This window comes from Kitasatospora viridis, assembly GCF_007829815.1.
GTDB classification, from domain to species: Bacteria; Actinomycetota; Actinomycetes; order Streptomycetales; family Streptomycetaceae; genus Kitasatospora; species Kitasatospora viridis.
Window position 1 is genome coordinate 360,715 of record NZ_VIWT01000003.1, and the last position, 19,448, is coordinate 380,162.

Annotated in this window: 17 protein-coding genes and 2 pseudogenes; 9 read left to right on the forward strand and 10 right to left on the reverse strand. The window is 73.4% G+C overall.

The genetic code is table 11. The features are described 5' to 3' along the window. Window positions 1–119: 119 nt before the first annotated feature. The gene (locus FHX73_RS32100; protein ID WP_145909455.1) at window positions 120–329 is read left to right on the forward strand and encodes a hypothetical protein; all 210 of its coding nucleotides are present in this window, start codon (window positions 120–122) and stop codon (window positions 327–329) included. Window positions 330–369: 40 nt separating this feature from the next. Here the strand turns inward: FHX73_RS32100 and FHX73_RS32105 are convergent, their stop codons facing one another. Beyond that, window positions 370–759, reverse strand: coding sequence for a hypothetical protein (locus FHX73_RS32105; protein WP_145909456.1), 390 nt, complete (start codon window positions 757–759; stop codon window positions 370–372). 41 nt (window positions 760–800) lie between these two features. Next, entirely contained in the window at window positions 801–1,292 is a 492-nt protein-coding gene (locus FHX73_RS32110) for a hypothetical protein (protein ID WP_145909457.1), read from the reverse strand. Between the two features lie 687 nt (window positions 1,293–1,979). On the opposite strand from FHX73_RS32110, the pseudogene FHX73_RS47715 reads away from it, so the two are divergent. Next, window positions 1,980–3,434 (forward strand): annotated as a pseudogene (locus FHX73_RS47715) (RICIN domain-containing protein); the annotation flags it as partial. Window positions 3,435–3,715: 281 nt separating this feature from the next. Further along, entirely contained in the window at window positions 3,716–4,150 is a 435-nt protein-coding gene (locus FHX73_RS32125; RefSeq protein ID WP_170305175.1) for an IS3 family transposase, read from the forward strand. A gap of 146 nt (window positions 4,151–4,296) precedes the next feature. Here FHX73_RS32125 and FHX73_RS32130 read toward each other — a convergent pair whose 3' ends face one another. Genes FHX73_RS32130 through FHX73_RS32150 form a run of 5 tightly spaced genes read right to left on the reverse strand, consistent with a single transcriptional unit; the run spans window position 4,297 to window position 10,034 of the window. Next, window positions 4,297–5,103, reverse strand: a complete 807-nt coding sequence (locus FHX73_RS32130) for a DUF1295 domain-containing protein (protein ID WP_145909460.1) — start codon at window positions 5,101–5,103, stop codon at window positions 4,297–4,299. Beyond that, window positions 5,100–6,365 (reverse strand): SAM-dependent methyltransferase, encoded by a 1,266-nt coding sequence (locus tag FHX73_RS32135; protein WP_145909461.1) that lies wholly within the window; start codon window positions 6,363–6,365, stop codon window positions 5,100–5,102. The genes FHX73_RS32130 and FHX73_RS32135 overlap by 4 nt, the downstream gene beginning before the upstream one ends. Further along, the gene (locus FHX73_RS32140; RefSeq protein WP_145909462.1) at window positions 6,362–7,714 is read right to left on the reverse strand and encodes a class I SAM-dependent methyltransferase; all 1,353 of its coding nucleotides are present in this window, start codon (window positions 7,712–7,714) and stop codon (window positions 6,362–6,364) included. Before FHX73_RS32140 ends, FHX73_RS32135 begins: the two co-directional genes overlap by 4 nt. Beyond that, complete coding sequence (locus tag FHX73_RS32145; RefSeq protein ID WP_246214016.1) at window positions 7,645–8,388, reverse strand: DUF1365 domain-containing protein; 744 nt, start codon at window positions 8,386–8,388, stop codon at window positions 7,645–7,647. Before FHX73_RS32145 ends, FHX73_RS32140 begins: the two co-directional genes overlap by 70 nt. Next, window positions 8,385–10,034, reverse strand: a complete 1,650-nt coding sequence (locus FHX73_RS32150; RefSeq protein WP_342795339.1) for an NAD(P)/FAD-dependent oxidoreductase — start codon at window positions 10,032–10,034, stop codon at window positions 8,385–8,387. The genes FHX73_RS32145 and FHX73_RS32150 overlap by 4 nt, the downstream gene beginning before the upstream one ends. Between FHX73_RS32150 and FHX73_RS32155 the strand changes: the two genes are divergently transcribed. Together FHX73_RS32155 and FHX73_RS32160 are read left to right on the forward strand one after the other, a co-directional pair. Continuing rightward, entirely contained in the window at window positions 9,985–11,493 is a 1,509-nt protein-coding gene (locus tag FHX73_RS32155) for an SDR family oxidoreductase (protein WP_145909464.1), read from the forward strand. The two genes, FHX73_RS32150 and FHX73_RS32155, sit on opposite strands and share 50 nt — an antisense overlap. Before the next feature lie 13 nt (window positions 11,494–11,506). Further along, window positions 11,507–12,199 (forward strand): hypothetical protein, encoded by a 693-nt coding sequence (locus tag FHX73_RS32160; protein ID WP_145909465.1) that lies wholly within the window; start codon window positions 11,507–11,509, stop codon window positions 12,197–12,199. A 278-nt stretch (window positions 12,200–12,477) separates the two neighbouring features. On the opposite strand, the gene FHX73_RS32165 is transcribed toward FHX73_RS32160, so the two are convergent. After that, the gene (locus tag FHX73_RS32165) at window positions 12,478–13,596 is read right to left on the reverse strand and encodes a pyridoxal-phosphate dependent enzyme (protein ID WP_145909466.1); all 1,119 of its coding nucleotides are present in this window, start codon (window positions 13,594–13,596) and stop codon (window positions 12,478–12,480) included. 280 nt (window positions 13,597–13,876) lie between these two features. On the opposite strand from FHX73_RS32165, the gene FHX73_RS32170 reads away from it, so the two are divergent. Then, window positions 13,877–15,055 (forward strand): acyl-CoA dehydrogenase family protein, encoded by a 1,179-nt coding sequence (locus FHX73_RS32170; protein ID WP_145909467.1) that lies wholly within the window; start codon window positions 13,877–13,879, stop codon window positions 15,053–15,055. Between the two features lie 183 nt (window positions 15,056–15,238). After that, window positions 15,239–15,777, forward strand: a pseudogene (locus tag FHX73_RS32175) (HAD domain-containing protein). A gap of 98 nt (window positions 15,778–15,875) precedes the next feature. On the opposite strand, the gene FHX73_RS32180 reads toward FHX73_RS32175, so the two are convergent. Continuing rightward, window positions 15,876–16,460 carry a tetratricopeptide repeat protein gene (locus FHX73_RS32180; protein WP_145909468.1) on the reverse strand — a complete coding sequence of 195 codons (585 nt, stop codon included), beginning with the start codon at window positions 16,458–16,460 and terminating at the stop codon, window positions 15,876–15,878. A gap of 204 nt (window positions 16,461–16,664) precedes the next feature. Between FHX73_RS32180 and FHX73_RS32185 the strand changes: the two genes are divergently transcribed. Both FHX73_RS32185 and FHX73_RS32190 read left to right on the forward strand, forming a co-directional pair. After that, window positions 16,665–17,678 (forward strand): ArsR/SmtB family transcription factor, encoded by a 1,014-nt coding sequence (locus tag FHX73_RS32185; RefSeq protein ID WP_145909469.1) that lies wholly within the window; start codon window positions 16,665–16,667, stop codon window positions 17,676–17,678. 190 nt (window positions 17,679–17,868) lie between these two features. Next, complete coding sequence (locus tag FHX73_RS32190; RefSeq protein WP_145909470.1) at window positions 17,869–18,327, forward strand: hypothetical protein; 459 nt, start codon at window positions 17,869–17,871, stop codon at window positions 18,325–18,327. An 86-nt stretch (window positions 18,328–18,413) separates the two neighbouring features. On the opposite strand, the gene FHX73_RS32195 is transcribed toward FHX73_RS32190, so the two are convergent. After that, the gene (locus tag FHX73_RS32195; RefSeq protein ID WP_246214017.1) at window positions 18,414–19,373 is read right to left on the reverse strand and encodes a GNAT family N-acetyltransferase; all 960 of its coding nucleotides are present in this window, start codon (window positions 19,371–19,373) and stop codon (window positions 18,414–18,416) included. Between the last annotated feature and the right edge of the window lie 75 nt (window positions 19,374–19,448).

A 19,448-nucleotide genomic window follows, 5' to 3' on the forward strand; every position in this document is an offset into this window, starting at 1 on the left:
GTCCGCCCGACCGGCCACCCACACCGCCCCCCGCACCCCACCTGACCTGCACACCTGCCCCGATCCACGGCCGGCCGCAGCTGTACGCTGTGCGCCACCACCCACCCCCCGGAGGATCGATGTCGCACACCTTCAACCAACTGACGGGCATAGTGATGAGCGTCGCGTTCTTCATCGCCGGCCTGTTCACCTTCCAGGGCATCATCACGCTCCCCCCGCCGTCCCGCCCCTACCCCACCTTCGAACGGGTCTTCCCGAAGTTCCTGGGCGGCTTCGGCATGGCCATGGGGGTCTACGGAGTGATCTGCGCCATCCTTGCACTCGTCTGACCTGACCCTCTTTCACAGCGGTGCGCCGCGGTGGACGGCATCACACCCCTGGCGGGATGGCGAACGGGTCGTACTCCTCCGGCATGAAGCAGCCGTAGTCCTGGAGCGGCTGCGGATCGTTCAGCACGATGTGCCTGCACTCGCCCGCAGGTGAGAGACCGTCCGGGCGGTCCAGGATCCGTTGGCCGGAGAGTCCGGCGGACGCCGGTGCGTCGGCGGCAAGTCGACCGAAGCGGTCCAGCAGAGCCCACACGGCGTCGTAGACATCGCGGATGTCCTCGGCCGCCCTCTCCTCGGTGATGTCAGGGGAGGCTTCGCGGTACGCCGCGCGGGCCGAGGCGACGAAACGCTCCGGATCGACGATCACCACGTCCTGGCGCATCCGAACGCTGACCGTCATACCCGCCGTCGGAGCTGGCATCTCATCCACCGGCCCACGGTACTGCGTCACGAGCGCGACCTACCGCGCACTCAGAGGCAGATCCAGCAGTAGACCCGCTCGTCGGCCTCGCGTGCGCGGCGGGCCAGGGCTGACAGCTCGTCGAGGACCTCGCGGAGCGTCTCGGGGCGGGCCGGGTGCAGTTCCTCGGCCCGGGCCCAGCGGGTGGCGATCGCGAGGGCGTCGGTGTCCGCGACCCCCGCCAGGGCCGCGCACGTCCTCGGGTCGAGCTCGAACACCCAGGGTCCGGTGCTCCACGGATCGTCGTCATCCGGGATCATGCCCGGACCGGGCTCGGGGCCGAGCGGCCACACGGCCGTGTCCTGCCGAGCCGGATCGAACGGCGCCTGCTCGATCGCGGCGATCAGCTGCCCGAGGACGACGCTCGGCTCGATCCCCTTCGCGTCGATCCCGTCGAACGCCGCGTCCTCGCCGATGACCGGGGAGGAACCCTCCGTCAGCTCCAGTACCCGCCGCACTGCCTCCGCGTCCGGCGCCCGGAAGTAGTCGCACAGTATGCCCACGTTCGTCCTCTCCTCTTCCCGTACCGCTGGAGTGCACCACACCCCTCGGACACAACTGCATTCTGCGTTGCGCGTGGTCGTAGCGGCAGCGCAGGCCGAGGGCCGATCCAGCGGGTGATGGGGACGGCGGCTCCGGGCTCTGCGGTGGTGACGGCTTCGCGGTAGCGGGCGAGGCCCCGGTCTCAGACGGCGAGCTCGACCTGGCCCTCAGCCTCAGCCTCGGCCGCGGCCGCGCGATCGCCGACCGCGGCGTCGACTTGAAGGCTCTTCACGATCGAGGGTGTGGTCGCGGTCGCGGTCCGGAGCCCGTGACCTACTGCCGCCCGGCCTCAGGCTGGTGCACAGCCGCCGCCACTCCTCCTGCGCGAGTTCCCGCACCCGCGCGAGCCCCGTCTCCCCGAGGATGCTGCGGTAGTCCTCCAGAGGCCTGTCACTCCTGTTTATCGCGGCCGCTTTCGAGGATGCGTGGGAGTGGTCGGGGGTGCTGATCGACGTCATGGTCCACATCGGCGCCACGCTCCTCCTGGTCCCTCTGCTGCCGTTCGTCGAGAAGAGCCTGACGCGGCGGGTCGTCCAGGAGAACAAGCGCATGGTCTGAGGTGGCCCCCAGGCGGCGCACCCAGCCCGGTGCCAGATAACCCGCCCAGTCACATGGGTGCGTCCTCAGACGGACTCCCAGCCCCGGTCGACCGGCTGCGGACCGAGCTGGCCGGCCTGCCGCGGGCCGCGGACGGCCGCCTGGTGCTCGCGGTGGACGTCCCGCCGCGGCTGCGGCCGGACGCCGGGACCCGCCCGGACCGCTCCTTCTGCCATACCTACGGCCGCGGCGACGCCAAACACCAGACGATCCCCGGCTGGCCGTACTCGTTCGTCGTCGCGCTGGAGGCCGGGCGGACGTCGTGGACGGCGATCCTGGACGCGGTGCGGCTGGAGCCCGGCGCCGACCTGGCCGCCGTCACCACCACCCAACTCCGCGACGATCTCGACGGTCGGCCTGATCACCGGGTGGCCGGGGTGGACCACGGGTGGCGAGGCGCCCCGTCCGTCAGATGTCGATCAGCTGTTGATCCCGGCCCTCCAAGATCCCCGTGCAGGACGGGCAACGAACCTTCGGCAGAGGAACAAGTATTGAAGACCAAGAGCAAGACCAGGATCAAGGGCAGGCTCGGCGCGCTGACGGCCGCCACCTTGCTGACCGCGGGCGTGTCGGCCCTGGCCACCGGCACCGCCCAGGCCTCCACCGGCGGCGGCTGCGCCGGCCAGTGGAGCCAGGCCTGCATCAGCGAGAGGCCGGACGGCGTCTACTCTGACGCCTACACCAACTTCGCCACCGGCGGCTGCACCGTTGACGTCGTCCTGTGGGACGTCACCACCAGCTACCGCTGGGATCACTGGTACACCTGCGCGACCGGCGAGGCGCACTACGACGGCGAGCAGCTGCACGGCCCGACCCAGGGCCACGACTACCGCACCGACCTGGTGGTCAACTGGCCGGGCAGTTATCCGCAGACCATCACCGGACCGGACCTGTGGGCCGACGCGGTCGGCACCGGCGGCGGGGGCGGCACCGGCGGCGGGGGCGGCACCGGCGGCGGGGGCGGCACCTGGACCCCGACGCCGCTGCCCAAGCCGGGCCCCAACGCGATCAGCATCCACAACTTCTGCCTGGACGCTCAGAACGGCGGCACCACCCCCGGAACAGTCGTCCAGCTGTCGGCCTGCAACGGCAGCGCCGCGCAGCAGTGGAAGATGACGTTCGACGGCACCCTGCGCAACGACACCAGCCTGGTGAACACCGGATCCGGCCTGTGCCTGGACATCCCGTCGGACAACACCGCCAGCGGCACCCAGCTGCAGTTGTGGACCTGCAACAACTCCGACGCCCAGCACTGGGACATGCCGGATGAGCCCACGGGCGGGGCATTCGTCGGCCCGCGGTGGACCCGCATCCGCAACTACCCGTCCGGCCAGGTGCTGGACGTCCCCGGCGGCAAGTTCGACCTCGGGGTGCGCCCGCAGCTGTGGGGCAGCAACAACACGAGCTCGCAGACCTGGTTCCCCGACATCTACGGGGCCGGCGGCGGCGGCGCCGTCGACCCCTGCTCCCGCTCGGCGGAGCTGCCGCACAACTGCGACCAGTAGAACCCGCTGCAGACCCCGCCTCCCGCCCCCACACCCAGGGGCGGCGGGAGGCGGCATGCATGCCCGGAAAGGAACATCGCACGGGAGCTCGGGATCAACGAGACCACCCTGGCCACCTGGGTCTCGCGAGCGCGGAAGGCCGGCGGCGACGGCACGCTGGGCGGGTCCGAGCGCGAGGAACTGGCCCGGCTGCGGCGGCAGGACGCCGAACAGGCCAAGCACGTGCGAGAGTTGGAGATGGATCGTGATGCCCTCAAACGCTGCATGGTCCTGTGGGTGAAGTGGCTGTGGCGGACCCGGCGGCACTCGTCGGCGCGATCAGCGACCAGAGGGCCGAGCACGGCGTCCCACACACCGCCTCCTGCCGTGCACTCGGCGTGTCCGAGGCGTGGTACTACAAGTGGCGCCGCAGACCCGCCGAGCCCACGGATCGCGAAGTCAGGCGCGCGCGACTGGAGGAGAGGATCACGCACTTCTTCTGCCGGTCGGGCGACACCTACGGCTCGCCGAGGATCACGTTCGACCTGTGGGCCGAGGGCTGGAAAGTCTCGGTGAACACGGTCGCCGAGATCATGGCCGAGCTCGGGCTCCAGGCCCGCAAGCCGCCGCGTAGGCACCGCTCGCTGACCCGGCAGGGCAAACGCAGAGGAGCCACGTCTGCCGACAGCCACGGATTCGCGGGCAGCCACAGATCCGATGCTCACTCAGATAGGTGAACTCCGACCGGTGCTCTCGACATCTTTTCCTGCCCGGCGCCAACCTGTCCCTGAACGATCCTGCGCAGACTTATCAATCAAGTTCCAGCACCGCAGATGCCCACTCCATGTTGGCGAATGGTGCAAGTCCCCCCACTGACACCCCCTCACCCCCGGCGCGGCGGGCGGGGCAGGAAGGAGCTGGTGCGGGCGGCGTAGGCGGCCCAGTCGGGGCGGGTGGCGGCCATTCGGCGCTCCAGTAGGGGGCGGCCGCTGCCGAAGGCGAGCAGCCAGGTCATCAGCAGCGGGGCGGGCAGGAACGCCCAACCCAGCGGCGAGTCGGCGCCGAGCAGGAAGAGGCCCCACCAGACGCAGGCGTCGCCGAAGTAGTTGGGGTGCCTGGTCCAGCTCCACAGGCCGCGGTCCATGATCGCGCCCCGGTTGGCCGGGTCGGCCTTGAAGCGGGCCAGCTGCCGGTCCCCGACCGCCTCGAAGAAGAGCCCGAGGCACCACAGGGCCACGCCCACCCCCAGCAGCGGGCCGGGCGAGGCGGTCAGGTAGGCGGCGGCCTGCACCGGCAGCGAGACGAACCAGACCAGCACCGCCTGGAGCAGGTACACCTTGCGCAGCGCGTACCGGGTGCGGGCCGGGCCGGCCGGTGCGCGGGCGAGCATCCGGGCGTACCGCGGGTCCTCGGGGGCGCCGCGCGAGCGGCGCCCGATGTGCACCGCGAGCCGCAGGCCCCAGGCGACCACCAGCACGGTCACCAGCAGCCGGCGGGTGGCGTCGCCGTAGCCGCCGGACGCGGAGAGCCCGTAGCCGGTCAGCGCGACGGCGGCGAAGGCGGCGCCCCACGCGACGTCGACCACCCGGTGCCGCCCGGTGCGCACGCCGACCGCGAAGGCGGCGAGCAGGACCAGCAGCGCGGCCGCGGCGGCGGCCAGCAGGTTGACCCCGAAGGCCGCGCCGTTCACCGCGCATCCCCCTCCCGGTCCGTCCCGTTCCGGACCGTCCCGTTCCGCACCGCCAGGATCTGGTCGACGCCCATCCTGCCCTCGGCGAAGGCCAGCGAGCTGCCGACCGTGTACAGCCGCCACAGCCGCACGGTCGCCGCCCCGACCAGCACCTCGAACTCGGTCCGGCGGCTCTCCAGGGTGGCGTGCCAGGCGTCGATGGTGCGGGCGTAGTGCTCGCGCATCGCCTCGACCGCGCGGACCTCCAGGCCGGCGCGCTCCAGCAGGGCGACGGTCTCGCCGACCGGCCGCATGTGCATGTCGGGGGCGATGTAGGTCTCGATGAACGCGCCGCCGCCCGGCCGGGTGCCGGCCGCCCTGGACATCTGCTGGACCAGCAGCCGCCCGCCGGGGCGCAGCAGCTCGAACAGCCGGGTGGCGAAGGCCGGGTACTGCTCGGCCCCGACGTGTTCGCCCATCTCGATGCAGCTGATCGCGTCGTAGCCGCCGTCCGCTCCCCCGTGCAGCTCGCGGTAGTCGCGGCGCAGCACCTCCACCCGGTCCGCGACCCCGGCGTCCGCCATCAGCCGGGTGGCGTAGGCGTGCTGACGTTCCGACAGGGTCACCGCCGTCACCCGCGCCCCGTACCGCAGCGCCGCGTGCCGGGCGAGCCCGCCCCAGCCGCAGCCGAGGTCCAGCAGCCGCGTGCCGGGGCGCAGGCCGAGCTTGCGGCAGACCAGGTCGGCCTTGGCCCGCTGCGCCTCGGCCAGATCCTCGCCCTCCCCGGTCCAGTAGCCGCAGGAGTAGGCCATCTCGGGGCCGAGCAGCAGGGCGTAGAACTCGTTGGAGAGGTCGTAGTGGTGGCTGATCACCGCCCGGTCCCGGGCCCGGGTGTGCGGGGCGCCGTGCACGGCGGCCCGGCCGGCGGGCGGTGCCGGTCGGGGGCCGAGCGCTCCCAGCCTGGCGGCGCGGGCGAGCAGCCGGGGCCAGTCGCGCGGGGCGGGCCGCTGCGGCGCGCGCTGCTCCAGGGCCCGCCGCACCGCCCTCAGTCCGCTCCGCAGTTCGCCCTCGACGTCGAGCTCCCCGGTGATGTAGGCGTCGGCGAGGCCGAGTTCGCCCGGCTGCCAGAGCAGCCGGCGCAGTGCCCGGCGGTGGCGCAGCACGACGGTCGGGGCGTCCTCGGGGCCGAGCGCGGAGCCGTCCCAGCAGCGCACCCGGACTGGCAGCGGGCTGCCGAGCAGGCCGGTCAGGGGTGCCCGCAACAGCTCGGCGGCGGCGCTCACGGGGTCACCCCGGCTCGGGTCAGCAGGAGTTGCTTGACGTCCAGGTAGCCGGTGCGGAACCCGGCCTCGGAGTAGGCCAGGTAGAGCTCCCACATCCGGCGGAACACCTGGTCGAAGCCCAACTCGTCGATCTCCGCCTGCCGTTCGAGGAAGCGTTCGCGCCACAGCCGGAGCGTCTCGGCGTAGTGCGCGCCGTAGCCCTGGTACATGGCCATCCGCAGGCCGGCGCCGGCGGCGCCCTCGTCGATCGCCCGGATCGAGGGGATCAGGCCGCCCGGGAAGACGTACTTGATGATCCAGGTGTACTTCTCCGCGGTGGCGAGCATCCGCGCGTGCGGCATGGTGATGGCCTGCAGCGCGATCCGGCCGCCGGGCGCGAGCACGCGTTCCAGGCAGCGGAAGTAGGTGGGCCAGAACGCGCGGCCGACGGCCTCGATCATCTCGACGCTGACCACGGCGTCGTAGCGTCCCTCGGCGGCCCGGTAGTCGCACAGCCGCACCTCGGCCCGGTGGGCCAGGCCGGCCTCGGCGATCCGCCGCCGGGCGAGGGCGAGTTGCTCCTCGGAGAGGGTGAGGCTGACCACCCGGGCACCCCGGGCGGCGGCGCGGATCGCCAACTCGCCCCAGCCGGTGCCGATCTCCAGCACCTGAGAGCCGACGCCGACCCGGGCCAGGTCGAGCAGTTGGTCGATCTTGCGGTGCTGGGCGGCGGGCAGCGCGGCCCAGTCGGCCACCGGGCGGCCGCCCGGGCCGGTGCGGAAGACGGCGGAGGAGTAGCTCAGGGTCGGGTCGAGGAAGAGCGCGAACAGGTCGTTGGACAGGTCGTAGTGGCGCTGCACGTTGCCGGGGGCGTTGGCCACGGTGCCGAGTTCGGCGGCGGGCCGGTGGCGGTCGTGCAGGCGGCGCAGCCAGCGGGCGCCGACCGGGACCAGCTTGTCGGGGTCGGCGGCCAGCGCGGTCAGCAGGCCGACCGGGTCGGGGGTGTCCCAGTCGCCGGCCTGGTAGGACTCGCCGAAGCCGATGAGTCCGAAGGCGCCGATCCGGTGCAGGAAGTCCCGGGGTCGGCGCAGCCGCAGCACGGGTGCGCCGGCCGGGCCCGGCACCAGGGCCCGGCCGCCGGGCAGTTCGATCCGCAGGCCCCGGTGGCGGGCGACGTACCGCAGCAGCCGTTCGGCGACGGCCGCCCTGGCGGGGACGTTGGGCACCCGGGCGACGTCGGGCCACCGGGTCGGGTCGATGCCCTGGACGGTGCCGATGCGGGCGGGCGGTGCGGAAGGGTTCACGGTCGGGGTGCCTCCTCCTGGGGCGCGTGCTGGGGTCGCGGGTGGACCGGCAGTCCGCGCAGCCACAGCCGGACGCCGTGGTAGCGGATGCCGGCGCTGACGGCGAAGGTGGCGAGCGGGTGCCGCAGCACCGCGCCGAGCAGCGCGGCCGGGCCGGCGGGGCGGCGGCTGCCGTGCACGGTGGCGGTGAACGGCCGGGCGCCGTCGAGCTCCAGGCTGACGGCGAGCCGCAGCCGCGGGCCGGGTTCCGGCAGCGACATCCGGTAGCGGCCGGCCACCGGGAAGAACGGCGAGACGTAGAACTCCTTGGCCGTCTCGGCCCGTCCGCGCGCGTCGGTGCGCAGCAGGTAGCGGTGGCGCTGCCCGTAGGTGTTGTGCACCTCGGCGACGGTGCAGACCGGTCGGCCGGCCCGGTCGTGGCACCAGTAGACGGTGAGCGGGTTGAAGACGTGGCCGAGTGAGCGGGCCTGACAGAGCATCAGGACCCGCCCGCCGGGCGGCTCTAGACCCTGGGCGGCGAGGAACGCGTCGAGGTCGGCCCGCAGCGCGGCGCCTGCCGGGAAGCGGGCCAACGGCCGCAGCGGGGCCGGGAGTTCGGGCATCCGGTCGAGGTCGACCAGCCACAGGTAGCCGCGCTGGCGGACGGCGTGCCGCACGGGCGCGGTGCGCAGGTGGCTGATCCGGCTCTCGTAGAGCGCGGCGCCCCAGCGGCCGGGCAGCGGAGTGCTCAGCGCGTTCACGGCGCACCCACCGGCAGCAGCGCCCGCGCGGCCGCCAACCCCGAGCGGCAGCCGTCCTCGTGGAAGCCCCACCCGTGGTAGGCGCCGGCGTAAGCGGTCCGCCCGCCGGTCAGCTCGGGCAGCCGGCGCTGGGCGGCGACCGAGCGGGCGGTGTACACCGGGTGTTCGTAGACGGTGCGCGAGACCACGAGTTCCTCGGGGACGGGGTCCTGCCGGTCCTCGTTGAGGGTGACCAGGTACTCCTCGTCGCAGTCCAGGCCGAGCAGCCGGTTGAGGTGGTAGCTGACCCGCACCCGGTCGGCCCGCTCCTGACAGTCCGTCATCCGGTAGTTCCAGCAGGCCCGGGCGCGCGGCGCGGTGGGCAGCTCGGAGGCGTCCCGGTGCAGCACGGTCGGGTTGCGGGAGTAGTCGAACGCGCCGAGCACCGCGCGCTCGGCCGGGGTCGGGTCGGCCAGCAGCCGCAGCGCCTGGTCCGCGTGGGTGGCGATGACCACGGCGTCGGCCTCGGCCCGGGCCCCGTCCGCGGTGGTGATCGCCACGCCGTCGGGGTGGCGGCGCACGGCCCGCACCGGCGCGCCGACGCGGACGTCGGGCAGCGCGGCCGCGATCCGCTCGACGTACACCCGGGAGCCGCCGACCACCGTGCGCCAGGCCGGCGAGCCGGTGACGCCCAGCATGCCGTGGTTGCGCAGGAAGGCGAACAGGTAGCGGGCCGGGTAGTCGCCGGCCAGGTCGGGCGCGCAGGACCAGACGGCGGAGACCACCGGAGTCATGAAGTGGCCGACGAAGTACCGGGAGAAGCCGCCGTCGGCGAGGAAGCGGCGCAGCGAGGGGTCGCCCGCCGCCGGGTCGGCCAGCAGGGCGCGGGCCCGGCGGTGGAAGCGCGGCACCTCGGCCAGCAGCCGCAGGTAGCGCCCGTTGCGCAGCGCCGCGCCCTGGGCGAGCAGCCCGGCGGGCCCTTTGGCGCCGGCGTACTGCAGGCCGCAGCCGTCGCACCGCACCGACATGCTCATCTCGCTCGCCCGGGTCGGCACGCCGAGTTCCCGGAACAGCCGCACCAGCTGCGGGTAGGTCCGCTCGTTGTGCACCAGGAACCCGGTGTCCAGGGGCAGCAGCCGGCCGTCCCGCCCGGCGGTGGGCTGGGTGTGGGCGTGACCGCCGAGCCTGCCCTCGGCTTCGAAGAGCACCACATCGGCGCCGGCCCGGCGCAAGGTCCAGGCCGCCGTCAGCCCCGCGACCCCCGCGCCGACCACCGCCACCCGCCCGGCCCGACCACGATGGGCGGGTGCGGTGTCGACGGTTCCGGGGATGGTCATGGGGTTCCCTGTCTGCTCGGTCGGGTGCCGCGCTGCTGCCACCCGGGATTCGGGGCCGGGCGGCGAGCGGATTGGTCGGCCCGGAGTCCGTGTTCGCACCGAACCGCGACACGGGCCCGCGCCGAACCACTGGTGCGGGCGGGTGCGCGGGAGATCATCGAGCCGTCCGGCCCGCACGCGGCTGACCTGGAGGCCTCGATGAGCGAACCGTCCAATCCCCGCCTGCCATGGAGGCCTCGATGAGCGAACCGTCCATCCCCCACCTGCCGTGGAGGCCTCGATGAGCGAACCGTCCACCCCCCGCCCGACCTGCCTGGTCACCGGCGCCACCGGCTACCTCGGCGGCCGCCTGGTGCCCGAACTGCTCGCCGCCGGGCACCGCGTGCGCTGCCTGGTCCGCGACCCCGAACGGCTGCGCGACCACCCGTGGCGCGCCCGGGTCGAGGTCGCCACCGGCGACGTCACCAAGCCCGCCACCCTGCCGCCCGCCTTCGAGGGCGTGGACGTCGCCTACTACCTGGTGCACTCGCTGACCACCGGCCCGGACTTCGAGGCCACCGACCGCGCGGCCGCCCGGGCGTTCGCCGCGGCGGCCGAGGCGGCCGGGGTGCGCCGGATCGTCTACCTCGGCGGCCTGGTGCCCCCGGACGTCCCGGCGACCGGGCTCTCCCCGCACCTGCGCTCGCGTGCCGAGGTGGGCCGGATCCTGCGGGAGAGCGCGGTGCCGACGGCCGAACTGCGCGCGGCCGTCATCCTCGGCTCCGGCTCGGCCTCCTTCGAGATGCTGCGCTACCTGACCGAGCGGCTGCCGGTGATGGTGACGCCGAGCTGGGTCGGCACCAGGATCCAGCCGATCGCCGTGCGCGACGTGCTGCGCTACCTCACCGCCGCGGCCGGCCTGCCGCCCGAGGTGAACCGCACCTTCGACCTGGGCGGCCCGGACGTGCTGACGTACCGTCAGATGATGCTCCGTTACGCCGAACTGGCCGAGCTGCCGCGGCGCCGGATCGTCCCGGTGCCGGTGCTCACCCCCGGCCTGTCCAGCCACTGGGTCGGCCTGGTCACCCCCGTGCCGAACGCGATCGCCCGGCCGCTGGTCGAGTCGCTGCGCCACGAGGTGGTCTGCGCCGAGCACGACATCGCCCGCTACGTGCCCGACCCGCCCGAGGGGCTGATCGGGTTCGACCGGGCCGTCCGGCTCGCCCTGCGGCGGATCAAGGACGCGCAGGTCACCACCCGCTGGTCCTCCGCCAGCCTGCCCGGCGCCCCCAGCGACCCGCTGCCCACCGACCCGGGCTGGGCCGGCGGCAGCCTCTACCAGGACGTCCGGGATCTGCGGGTGGCCGCGCCCCCGGAGGCGCTCTGGCGGGTGGTGGAGGGCATCGGCGGCGAGAACGGCTGGTACTCCTTCCCGCTCGCCTGGGCGCTGCGCGGCTGGCTGGACCGGCTGGTCGGCGGTGTCGGCCTGCGCCGGGGCCGGCGCGACCCGGCCCGGCTGCGGGTCGGCGACTCGCTGGACTTCTGGCGGGTGGAGGCGATCGAACGCCCGCGCCTGCTGCGGCTGCGCGCCGAGATGCGGCTGCCCGGCCCCGCCTGGCTGGAGCTCTGCGTCGACCCCGACGGCGCGGGCGGCTCCCGCTACCGCCAGCGCGCCCTGTTCCACCCGCACGGCCTGGCCGGCCACGCCTACTGGTGGGCGGTCGCCCCGTTCCACGCGGTCGTCTTCGGCGGTATGGCCCGCAACATCGCCACGCGCGCCCTGGCCGACGGTGCGGGTGACGCGGCTTGATAGCGTCCAGCAGGTGCCCACGACCGACCACCACCAGCACCTCCAGGACGCCCTCGCCGCACTGGACGCCGCCTTCGCCCCCGTCACCGAGCAGCGGGTCGCCCGCGTGGGCGGCTGCACCCACTGCTACGGCGTCGACGACCTCGAAGTACTGGCCGGCCCCGCGCGCCTGGTGCCGGAGGAGCTCATCCCCACCGTCGCGGCCGAGTCGATCGACCACTGGGACGACTTCCCCACCACCTACCGCCGGTTCACCCCCCGGATCGTCCGCGCCCTGGTCACCGACACGCTCCACGTCGACCACGGCCTGATCGGCTCCCGCCTGCGCGCCGCCGGCTGGCAGGAGTGGCCGCAGCGGGAGCGGGAGGCGCTGGAGACCGTCTGGCACGCCTGGTGGCTGGCCACCCTGCACCACCACCCCGGGCAGGCCCACGTCACGGACGTGCTGGAGACGGTCGCCGTCAGCACCGGCGCCCTCACCCCCTGGCTGGCCACCTGGTCCGCCACCCGCACCGATGCCGCGGACCAGCACCTGGGCGACGCCCTCGACGTCTGGCTCCACCAGGGCGGACTCGCCGACCTGCACCTCGGCTTCTACAGCGAACTGCCCGCCACGCCCGAACTGCTGCCCTGGCTGCTCGCCCTGACGGCGGGCCGGATCGGCGCCGCCCAGCTGGCCGAGGTCGAGCGGATCGCCTACAGCTGATCTCCCGGTCTGACGGCCACGCCCACCCGGTCCGGCCTCCAGGGGCCACCGCCCGGGCCGATCGGATCCGCGCACGTCCCTTCCTCGCATTCGAAGTCGAAGCCGTCGAGCTCCAACCACCGCGCCACGGCGGAGAAGTTGGCGACCAGCCGATGGTGCGTCCGGAGGGCTCGGAAGTCATGGTCGGGTCACACTCCCTGTGTCCAACTGGGCAGTCCCCGAAAGTGAAGGCGGTGACGAACCGAAGCGAGGAAGCACGGTCACCTCTGCTGGGGCAGTCAGGGGCGGAGCGTGGCGACCGCGCGGGCGACGACGTCGCAGGCCGCGTCCTGGTGGGCGTGCCAGTGGGGCCGGTAGGTGCCGGCGGGGACGGGAGCGGCGCCCCCGGTGTAGACGATCAGGGCGCGTTCACCGGGGCGGATCAGGCCCTGTTCGATGGCGTCGAGCGTGCCGACCAGCGCGTAGAGGCCGGCGCGCTCGCGGGGTGTGCCGTCGGGGTCGAGGGCGACGGTGACGCCGGCCTCCCGGAGCAGGGCGACGGCACGCGGCTCCCACCGGAGGTAGCGGCTGTTGGTGAGGGCACGGACAGTGCCGCGGCTGTACGCGCACAGATCCCGCATGCGCCGCACGAGGTCCTCGGTGAGGGTCTGCCGGAACAGAGTGGGTTCGAGCATCGGGACCTCGCCGGTCCCGTTCGGCTGCCCGCCGAGGGCCCGGACGAACGGGGTGACCGCCTCCTGCTGGACGCCGAGGAAGCGGGGCACGTGGACGGGCTGCGTGCGCTGGAGCTCGCGCAGTCCTGCGTAGTACCCGAGCGGCCCGTACCCGCTGGACAGGGCCTGGATGTGCCAGTCCCACCGCCGGCCCAGCTCGCGTCCGGCGTCGCGCAGGAAGTGGGCGCGCAGCCTGTTCGCTTCGTCCTGGTCGGCCGGGGATGGGGCCACCGGGATCCCCAGGGTCTCGGCGCAGGCCGCCAGGACGGCCTTGATCCGGTGCTCTGGTGCGTCGACCTCGACGAACCGCACGGCGTCGGACTCGGCGAGCCGGGGCACGATGCGGCGGCGGGAGGCCTGCGGGTGGAGGATCACCGCACGTAGGCCGACATGGTCGGCATAGGCGGCGAGGGCGTTGGCGGTGTTCCCCGAACTCTGGGCGAGGACGAGCGGCCGCTCCTGCCGCAGGAAGCGGGAGACGGCCAGGCAGGCCAGCCAGGACTTGAAGGTGCCGGTGGTGTTGCCCGTCGACAGGTCCAGCACGTCGGCGAAAACGCCTTCTTGGGGCGGCAGTTGGACGACGCGCCCGCTCTCTTGGAGGCTCGCCCGGCGGATCAGCTCGGGGTCGGCCGACAGGTGCGCCGCGTACCGCCGCACGACGTCGTCCTGTGTATAGATCTCCATGACCGGCTCCCCTCCCCGTGACCGCTGACGGGCGGCGGTGAAGTAGCTGCGAGGTGTGCCGCCGACCTTCCCGGTTCGCACCTGGATCGCCGCAGTCCATATAGCCGCAGTCCATATAACCGGTTGTCCCGCCTCGCCTCGGCGTCCGACAGCCGAAACTCACCTGCACGAGTGACTGCTGGCCCGGCGGGCACCTCGTGGGCCGGTTCCGCCTTCACCATGGGGGCGGAATTCGGATCGGTATCCGGGCGGCCTCGGACTGGAAGTGAGCACGCGACGCATGGACGACACGGGCCTGGACCGGATCGCGCAGTTCGCCCGGCAGGAGATCGGCCCCTACCTGGCCGCCCACCCGGAGGACCGCTACCCCCTGCCCCTGGTGCGGCGACTGGCCCAGTTGGGTGCCTTCGGGGCGGCCGTGCCGACGCAGCACGGCGGCGGTGACTGGAGCCGGCGCGACATCGCCCTCATCGGATACGAACTGGGCCGCGGCTGGCAGCCGTTGGCCGGTCTTGTCAGCACCCACCTCAAGCTGTGCCGGCAGGTGTCGGAGCACGGCACCCCGCAGCAGCGCGAGCGGTGGCTCGGCGCGATGGCCCGCGGCGAGAGCGTCTTCGCCCGCGCCTACCACGAACAGGGCATCGCCCACCCGGCCCAGCTGCGCACCCGCGCCATCCGGCGTGGCCGGGTCGCCGTGCTCGACGGACGCAAGAGCTGGGTGACCAATGCGCGCAACGCCGACCGGGTGCTGGTGATCGCCCGTAGCGGCAACGCCGCCGTGGGCGTCCTCGTGGACCCCGGCCGCCCCGGGGTGACAATCGGACCGGAGCTGCCCAGGCCCGGCCTGCTCGGTGTCTCGCTCGCCGAAATCGCCTTCGCCGACTACGAGTTCGACCCCGAGGACGACGTGCTCGGCGGCTGGGACCACGACCTGACCCAATCCCTGCTGGCCAACGACGTGACCAGCTACACGGCCCGGGCCGTGGGCTCGGCCGACGCCGTTCTCGAACACGCGGTGCGCTTCGTGCGCGACGGCCTGGCCCACCGGTCGGCCGACGTCCAGGGCGCCATCCGCCTGCGGATGGGCGAGCTGGCGGCCAAGGTCGCGGTGATGCGGACGGTCTGGCACGCCCTGCTCGATCCGCGGCCGCCCGCGGACGGGACACCGCCCGAGGCGCCGAACCCGCCGATGACCTCCGCGGTGGCCAAGGTGTTCTGCACCGCAACCCTCCAGGACGTGGTGCGGGAGGCTGCCACGCTGTGCGGCGGCGCCGGGTACGCCGCCGCCGACCACGCCCTGGGACGCCACTACCGCGACGCCCTGGCGCTGCCCATCATCGGAGCACCCAACGACGTCCTGCTGTCCCGGATCGGCGAACGAGAGCTGGGCCCGGTGGCGGCCGATTCGCATGCCACAACACCTACGCCCACTCCCGCGACTACGTCGAAGGCGACCTGATCCCCGCACTCGGCCGACAACCGGGAAGACAACACATCCACAAGAGAGTTGGAATCGGACAGTTCACCCTGACGCGCCGACGTCAGCAACCAGTGCCTCGTGCACCTCCAGCCCTCCCTGTTCCGCCGGCCGACCGGTACCCTGCGGAGACGATCTTCCGGGGGGGGTGGGCCGATGCGGCCGATGCTGTTGCTGGACGTGGACGGACCGCTGAACCCCTATGCGGCGAAGCCGCACAGGCGACCCGAGGGCTACCGCACCCACCGCCTGATGACGCCACGCTGGCAGGCCGCCGAACGCCGCCGCCTGCACGAGTGGGGCCTGCTCGACCGCTCGGCGAAGCCCCTGCGCGTCTGGCTCAACCCGACCCACGGCCCAGCCCTCACCGCACTCCCGTTCGACCTGGTGTGGGCGACCACCTGGGAGGAAGAGGCCAACACCTTCCTCGCCCCACTCCTGGGCCTGCCCACCCTCCCGTTCATCACCTGGCCCGTCCCCCGCCCCGAGCCAGCGGACGGCGTGTTCTGGAAAACCCCGGCGATCGTCGCCTGGGCACAGGGCCGCCCCTTCGCTGGGTCGACGACCAGATCACGCCCGCCGACCACACCTGGGTCCGCGCCCACCACGCGGGCCCGGCGCTCCTGCACCACGTCGACCCGAAGACCGGGCTGACGGCCGACGACTTCACGCGCCTGCGGGAGTGGGCAGGGGCGGTGGACTGACACTGTCCCTGAATCCACGTCAGGAACACCTGCCCGGAGGTTCCGAGCACAACCGCTACGGGACTGCCCGCTGACAGCTGGGGAGCTCGTCACTACCGCTACTCCCTCCTCGGCACCGCGCCATCTGCCACCACCTCATCGGCCCGGCCGATCAGCAGCTCGACCCGGGCGAGTGCCGCCCGCGTCGACTCGACCAGCTCGGTGTCCCCCTTCGCGATCCGCAACCGCAGCGCCTCTCGCAGGTGGATCCGGGCCCCCGCGAGGTCTCCGCGCTCCATCAGGTGCTTGCCGGTGTGCTGGAGCGCGAAATCGACGAGTTCCGGCTGCTGGCTTCGCGCGGTGTCGAGGGCACTGCGGTAGAGCGCGTCCGCGCTGTGCACGTCACCGGCGTAGCGGTGCGCGTCGCCGAGGTTGAGTCCGGTGGCGACAACGGCTCGGGTGTTTCCGATCGATGCGGCGAGGTCGAGCGACTTCCGGAGAAACACGCGGGCCTCCTCGTAGTGCCCCAAGCACATCTGGCCGATGCCGATCCATCTGGCCAGGACCCGGGTACGAGCGGGGTCGGCGCCCTCCGGCAAGGCCCTCAGTTCCTTGTGGAGTCGGCCGATCGCGGCGGTCAGCCCGCTCCGGTCGGTGGGGACCATCCGCAGGTCGTCGTCGTGAGTGATGAGGTGATCCAGCACGTGACCCTCCGTCAGTCGGTTGTGCTCAGCGTGGCACTACAGCTGGTCGGCCAGCAGCCTCGCGAGTGGTGCCGCCCGGTGGTCACCGACAGCCAGTCCCCCGAGCCTGGCCGTGAGCATGACCGGCAACGCCCGCCCGGCCCCGGCCGCGCATGGCATCCTGGCGTTGAGGGACAACTCGCGATCTGCCGGGGGGCCGGAATCGTGTTGCGCATTCACTTCACAGCTGCGGACCTGGGGCGCGTGCAGGTGGCGGCGGGTCAGGATCCGCTCTGGGAAACCACCCTGGGGCTCCAGCAGTTGACCGCGGGACCGCGCGGCGCCGCTGCGTTCCGGACCTGGCGGCGGCAGGCGAACACTGCAGTCGAGGAACGTCACCTGGGCCGCGAGGTCCGGCTGTTGCGCACGGTGGTGCCCAACAGCGGGTACTACCCGGACTTCCTCACCCCGCCGGAGGCCCTCGACGGCCTGGCGGCCGGCCTGGACGCGATCCGTGGCACACCGTCCGAGCGGCTGCGCGGGGAGCTCGGACGGCTGGCCGCCGGTCCGGCGGTGCGCCGCTCGGCGCGGTCCTGGCTGCGGAGTCTGGCCGACGGGGACCGGGAGAGCATGGCCGAGTTGACGGGCGCGCTGCGCGCAGTGCATCAGGCAGTGATCGCCCCGGAGTGGTCCCGGGCCGAGGTCCTGGTCGAGGTGGACCGTGCGCGCCGGGCCCGCGCCCTGCGCGACGGCGGGGTGCCCGGGCTGCTCGCCTCGCTCGGCCCGGCGTTCCGCTGGGAACCACCGGTGTTGTGCATGGACTACCCGGTCGACCGCGACCTGTGGCTCGCCGGGCGCGGACTGCGGCTCGTCCCGTCGTACTTCTGCTGGCGCACCCCGATCGCCCTGGCCGATCCGGGGCTGCAGCCAGTACTCGCCTACCCGGTGGACCGCGACACCCGGACAAGCGCCCAACAGGCGGATCCGCAGGCGCTGCCCGCCCTGCTGGGCCGGACCCGCGCGCGCACCCTCGCGGCGCTGCGTGAGGCAGCCACCACCGGCGAACTCGCACGTCGGCTGCGGGTCTCCCCCGCCTCGGCCAGCCAGCACGTGCACGTGCTGACCGCCGCGCACCTGGTCCACAGCCAGCGCCTCGGGAACCAGGTGCTGCACAGCCTCACCCCGCTCGGCGCCGCGCTGCTGACGGGACGTCAGCCCGCTTCGCTCGCCCGGTCCTGATGGGTTCGGCCGCACACCGCCTGCCCAAGTGGACTGCGGCTTACCGACATCGCACTGGCCCCGGAGTTTCGGGCAGCGCTGAAAGTCGTCGCGAGGCTCGCGGGCCGACGGCCAGGATGAGGACCGGGCCGGATCGGACCGGCCCGGTCGGCTGACCGGCCGATCGACCACCGCAAGGGGGAGCTCCCAAATGGCACTTCGCAAGCCCGCCGCCCTGCTGGCTGCCACCCTGGCGCTCAGCGCCGCCTCCGTAGTCGGCATCACCGGCACCGCCTCGGCCGCACCCGCCACCCCGGCGCACACCGCACTGACCCTGCAGCAGGCGAAGGCGATCCTGGACAGGGACCTGCGGAACCACACCGTGCTGTCTCCGAGCCAGGTCCACTCCGCCGGCGTGCACCCCGACCTGAGCTGCGCGCTCGGCTACGTCTGCGGTCAGGGCGCGAACGGCAACAGCTTCGCCTACAGCCAGTGCAACCACACCTACACGCTGCCCAATCTGATCGGCAACGGTCCGCTGAACAACAACCAGACCGGGCACGCGGTGGCGTACTTCTTCGAAAGCAGCGGCCTCTTCCTCTTCAGCTCCCAGGCCCCCGACTACGAGACGGTGAACTGGACCCCAGTCCAGTACGCGATCGCCTGCTGAACCCACCCGAGACACCCGGCCACCATCGCTCCGCGCGGCCGCGGGGCGACGGTGGCCGGGCCCGGTGCCCGAATGCCGGACGAACCTCAGGCCGCCGGCGCCGCCAGGATCACCCGGGTCTCGCTGACCCGGTAGCCGGCGCGGTGGAAGGCGGCGGCCATGGGGGCGTTGGCGGTGTCCGTGGTAGCCGTGATCCGGGTTGCTCCCCGCTCGATGTGGGAGCGGGTGATCTCGGCGAGGATGTCGTCGATGTACCGGCGGCCGCGCAGCTCCGGGACGACGCCGAGGTAGCCGACGTTGGGGCCGGTGGGCGTGCGGGAGGGGATGGCGAAGCCGGCGAGTCGGCCGTCCGGGGTGCGGGCGATCCGCCACCAGTCGCGCTCGCCCGGGCAGGCGAGGTAGAACGCCAGGTCGTCGCGGGCGGTGGCGTCCTCGCCCAGCGAGGCGAGGTTGGCGATCGTCTCCTGGTCCAGGCTGCCGCGAGCCACCTGACGGAAGACGTCGACGAACGCCTCGTCGTCCGGCTCGGCGGTGAAGACCAGCCGGTCGGACGGGTCGGGGGCGCCGGCCTCGGGCGTCCACTCGAAGCGCAGCCGGTCGATCCGCCGCGTCAGGCCGACCCGAGCGGCGGCGTCCACCCGCCAGGCGACGGCGGCGGCCCGGGCAGCCTCGTCGAGCGGGTCCTCGTGGGGCAGCATGATGTTGTACTCCGGCGCGGTGGCGAGCCCCTGCGCGGCGAACGTCCGGTGGGCGGCGGCCAGCAGTTCGGCGGCCAGCGCGGCCGGGTCGGCGACGGAGGGGTGCACGGACAGGCAGTCCAGCACGATCGGCCGGTCACTGTCGGACCTGCCCCACCACAGCGCGCGGCCCAGCACCCGGCCGTCCTGCTCGGCGAGCCACGTCCACTCGGGCCGCAGCCGGCGGGCGGCGGACTCCGCACGGTGGCGGTCGGCCGTGATCCAGCCGACGGGCTCGGCGACGTGCCAATCCAGGACGAGGTCGAGGTCGCGGTCGCGGTCGACTGCGGCGGTCGGGCGAAAGTGCATGCGATCTCCGTGGTGCGGCGGCTGGGCGGCGGCGGCCGCCCAGCAGAGGCTACGCCCACGAACGGAGCTGACGCC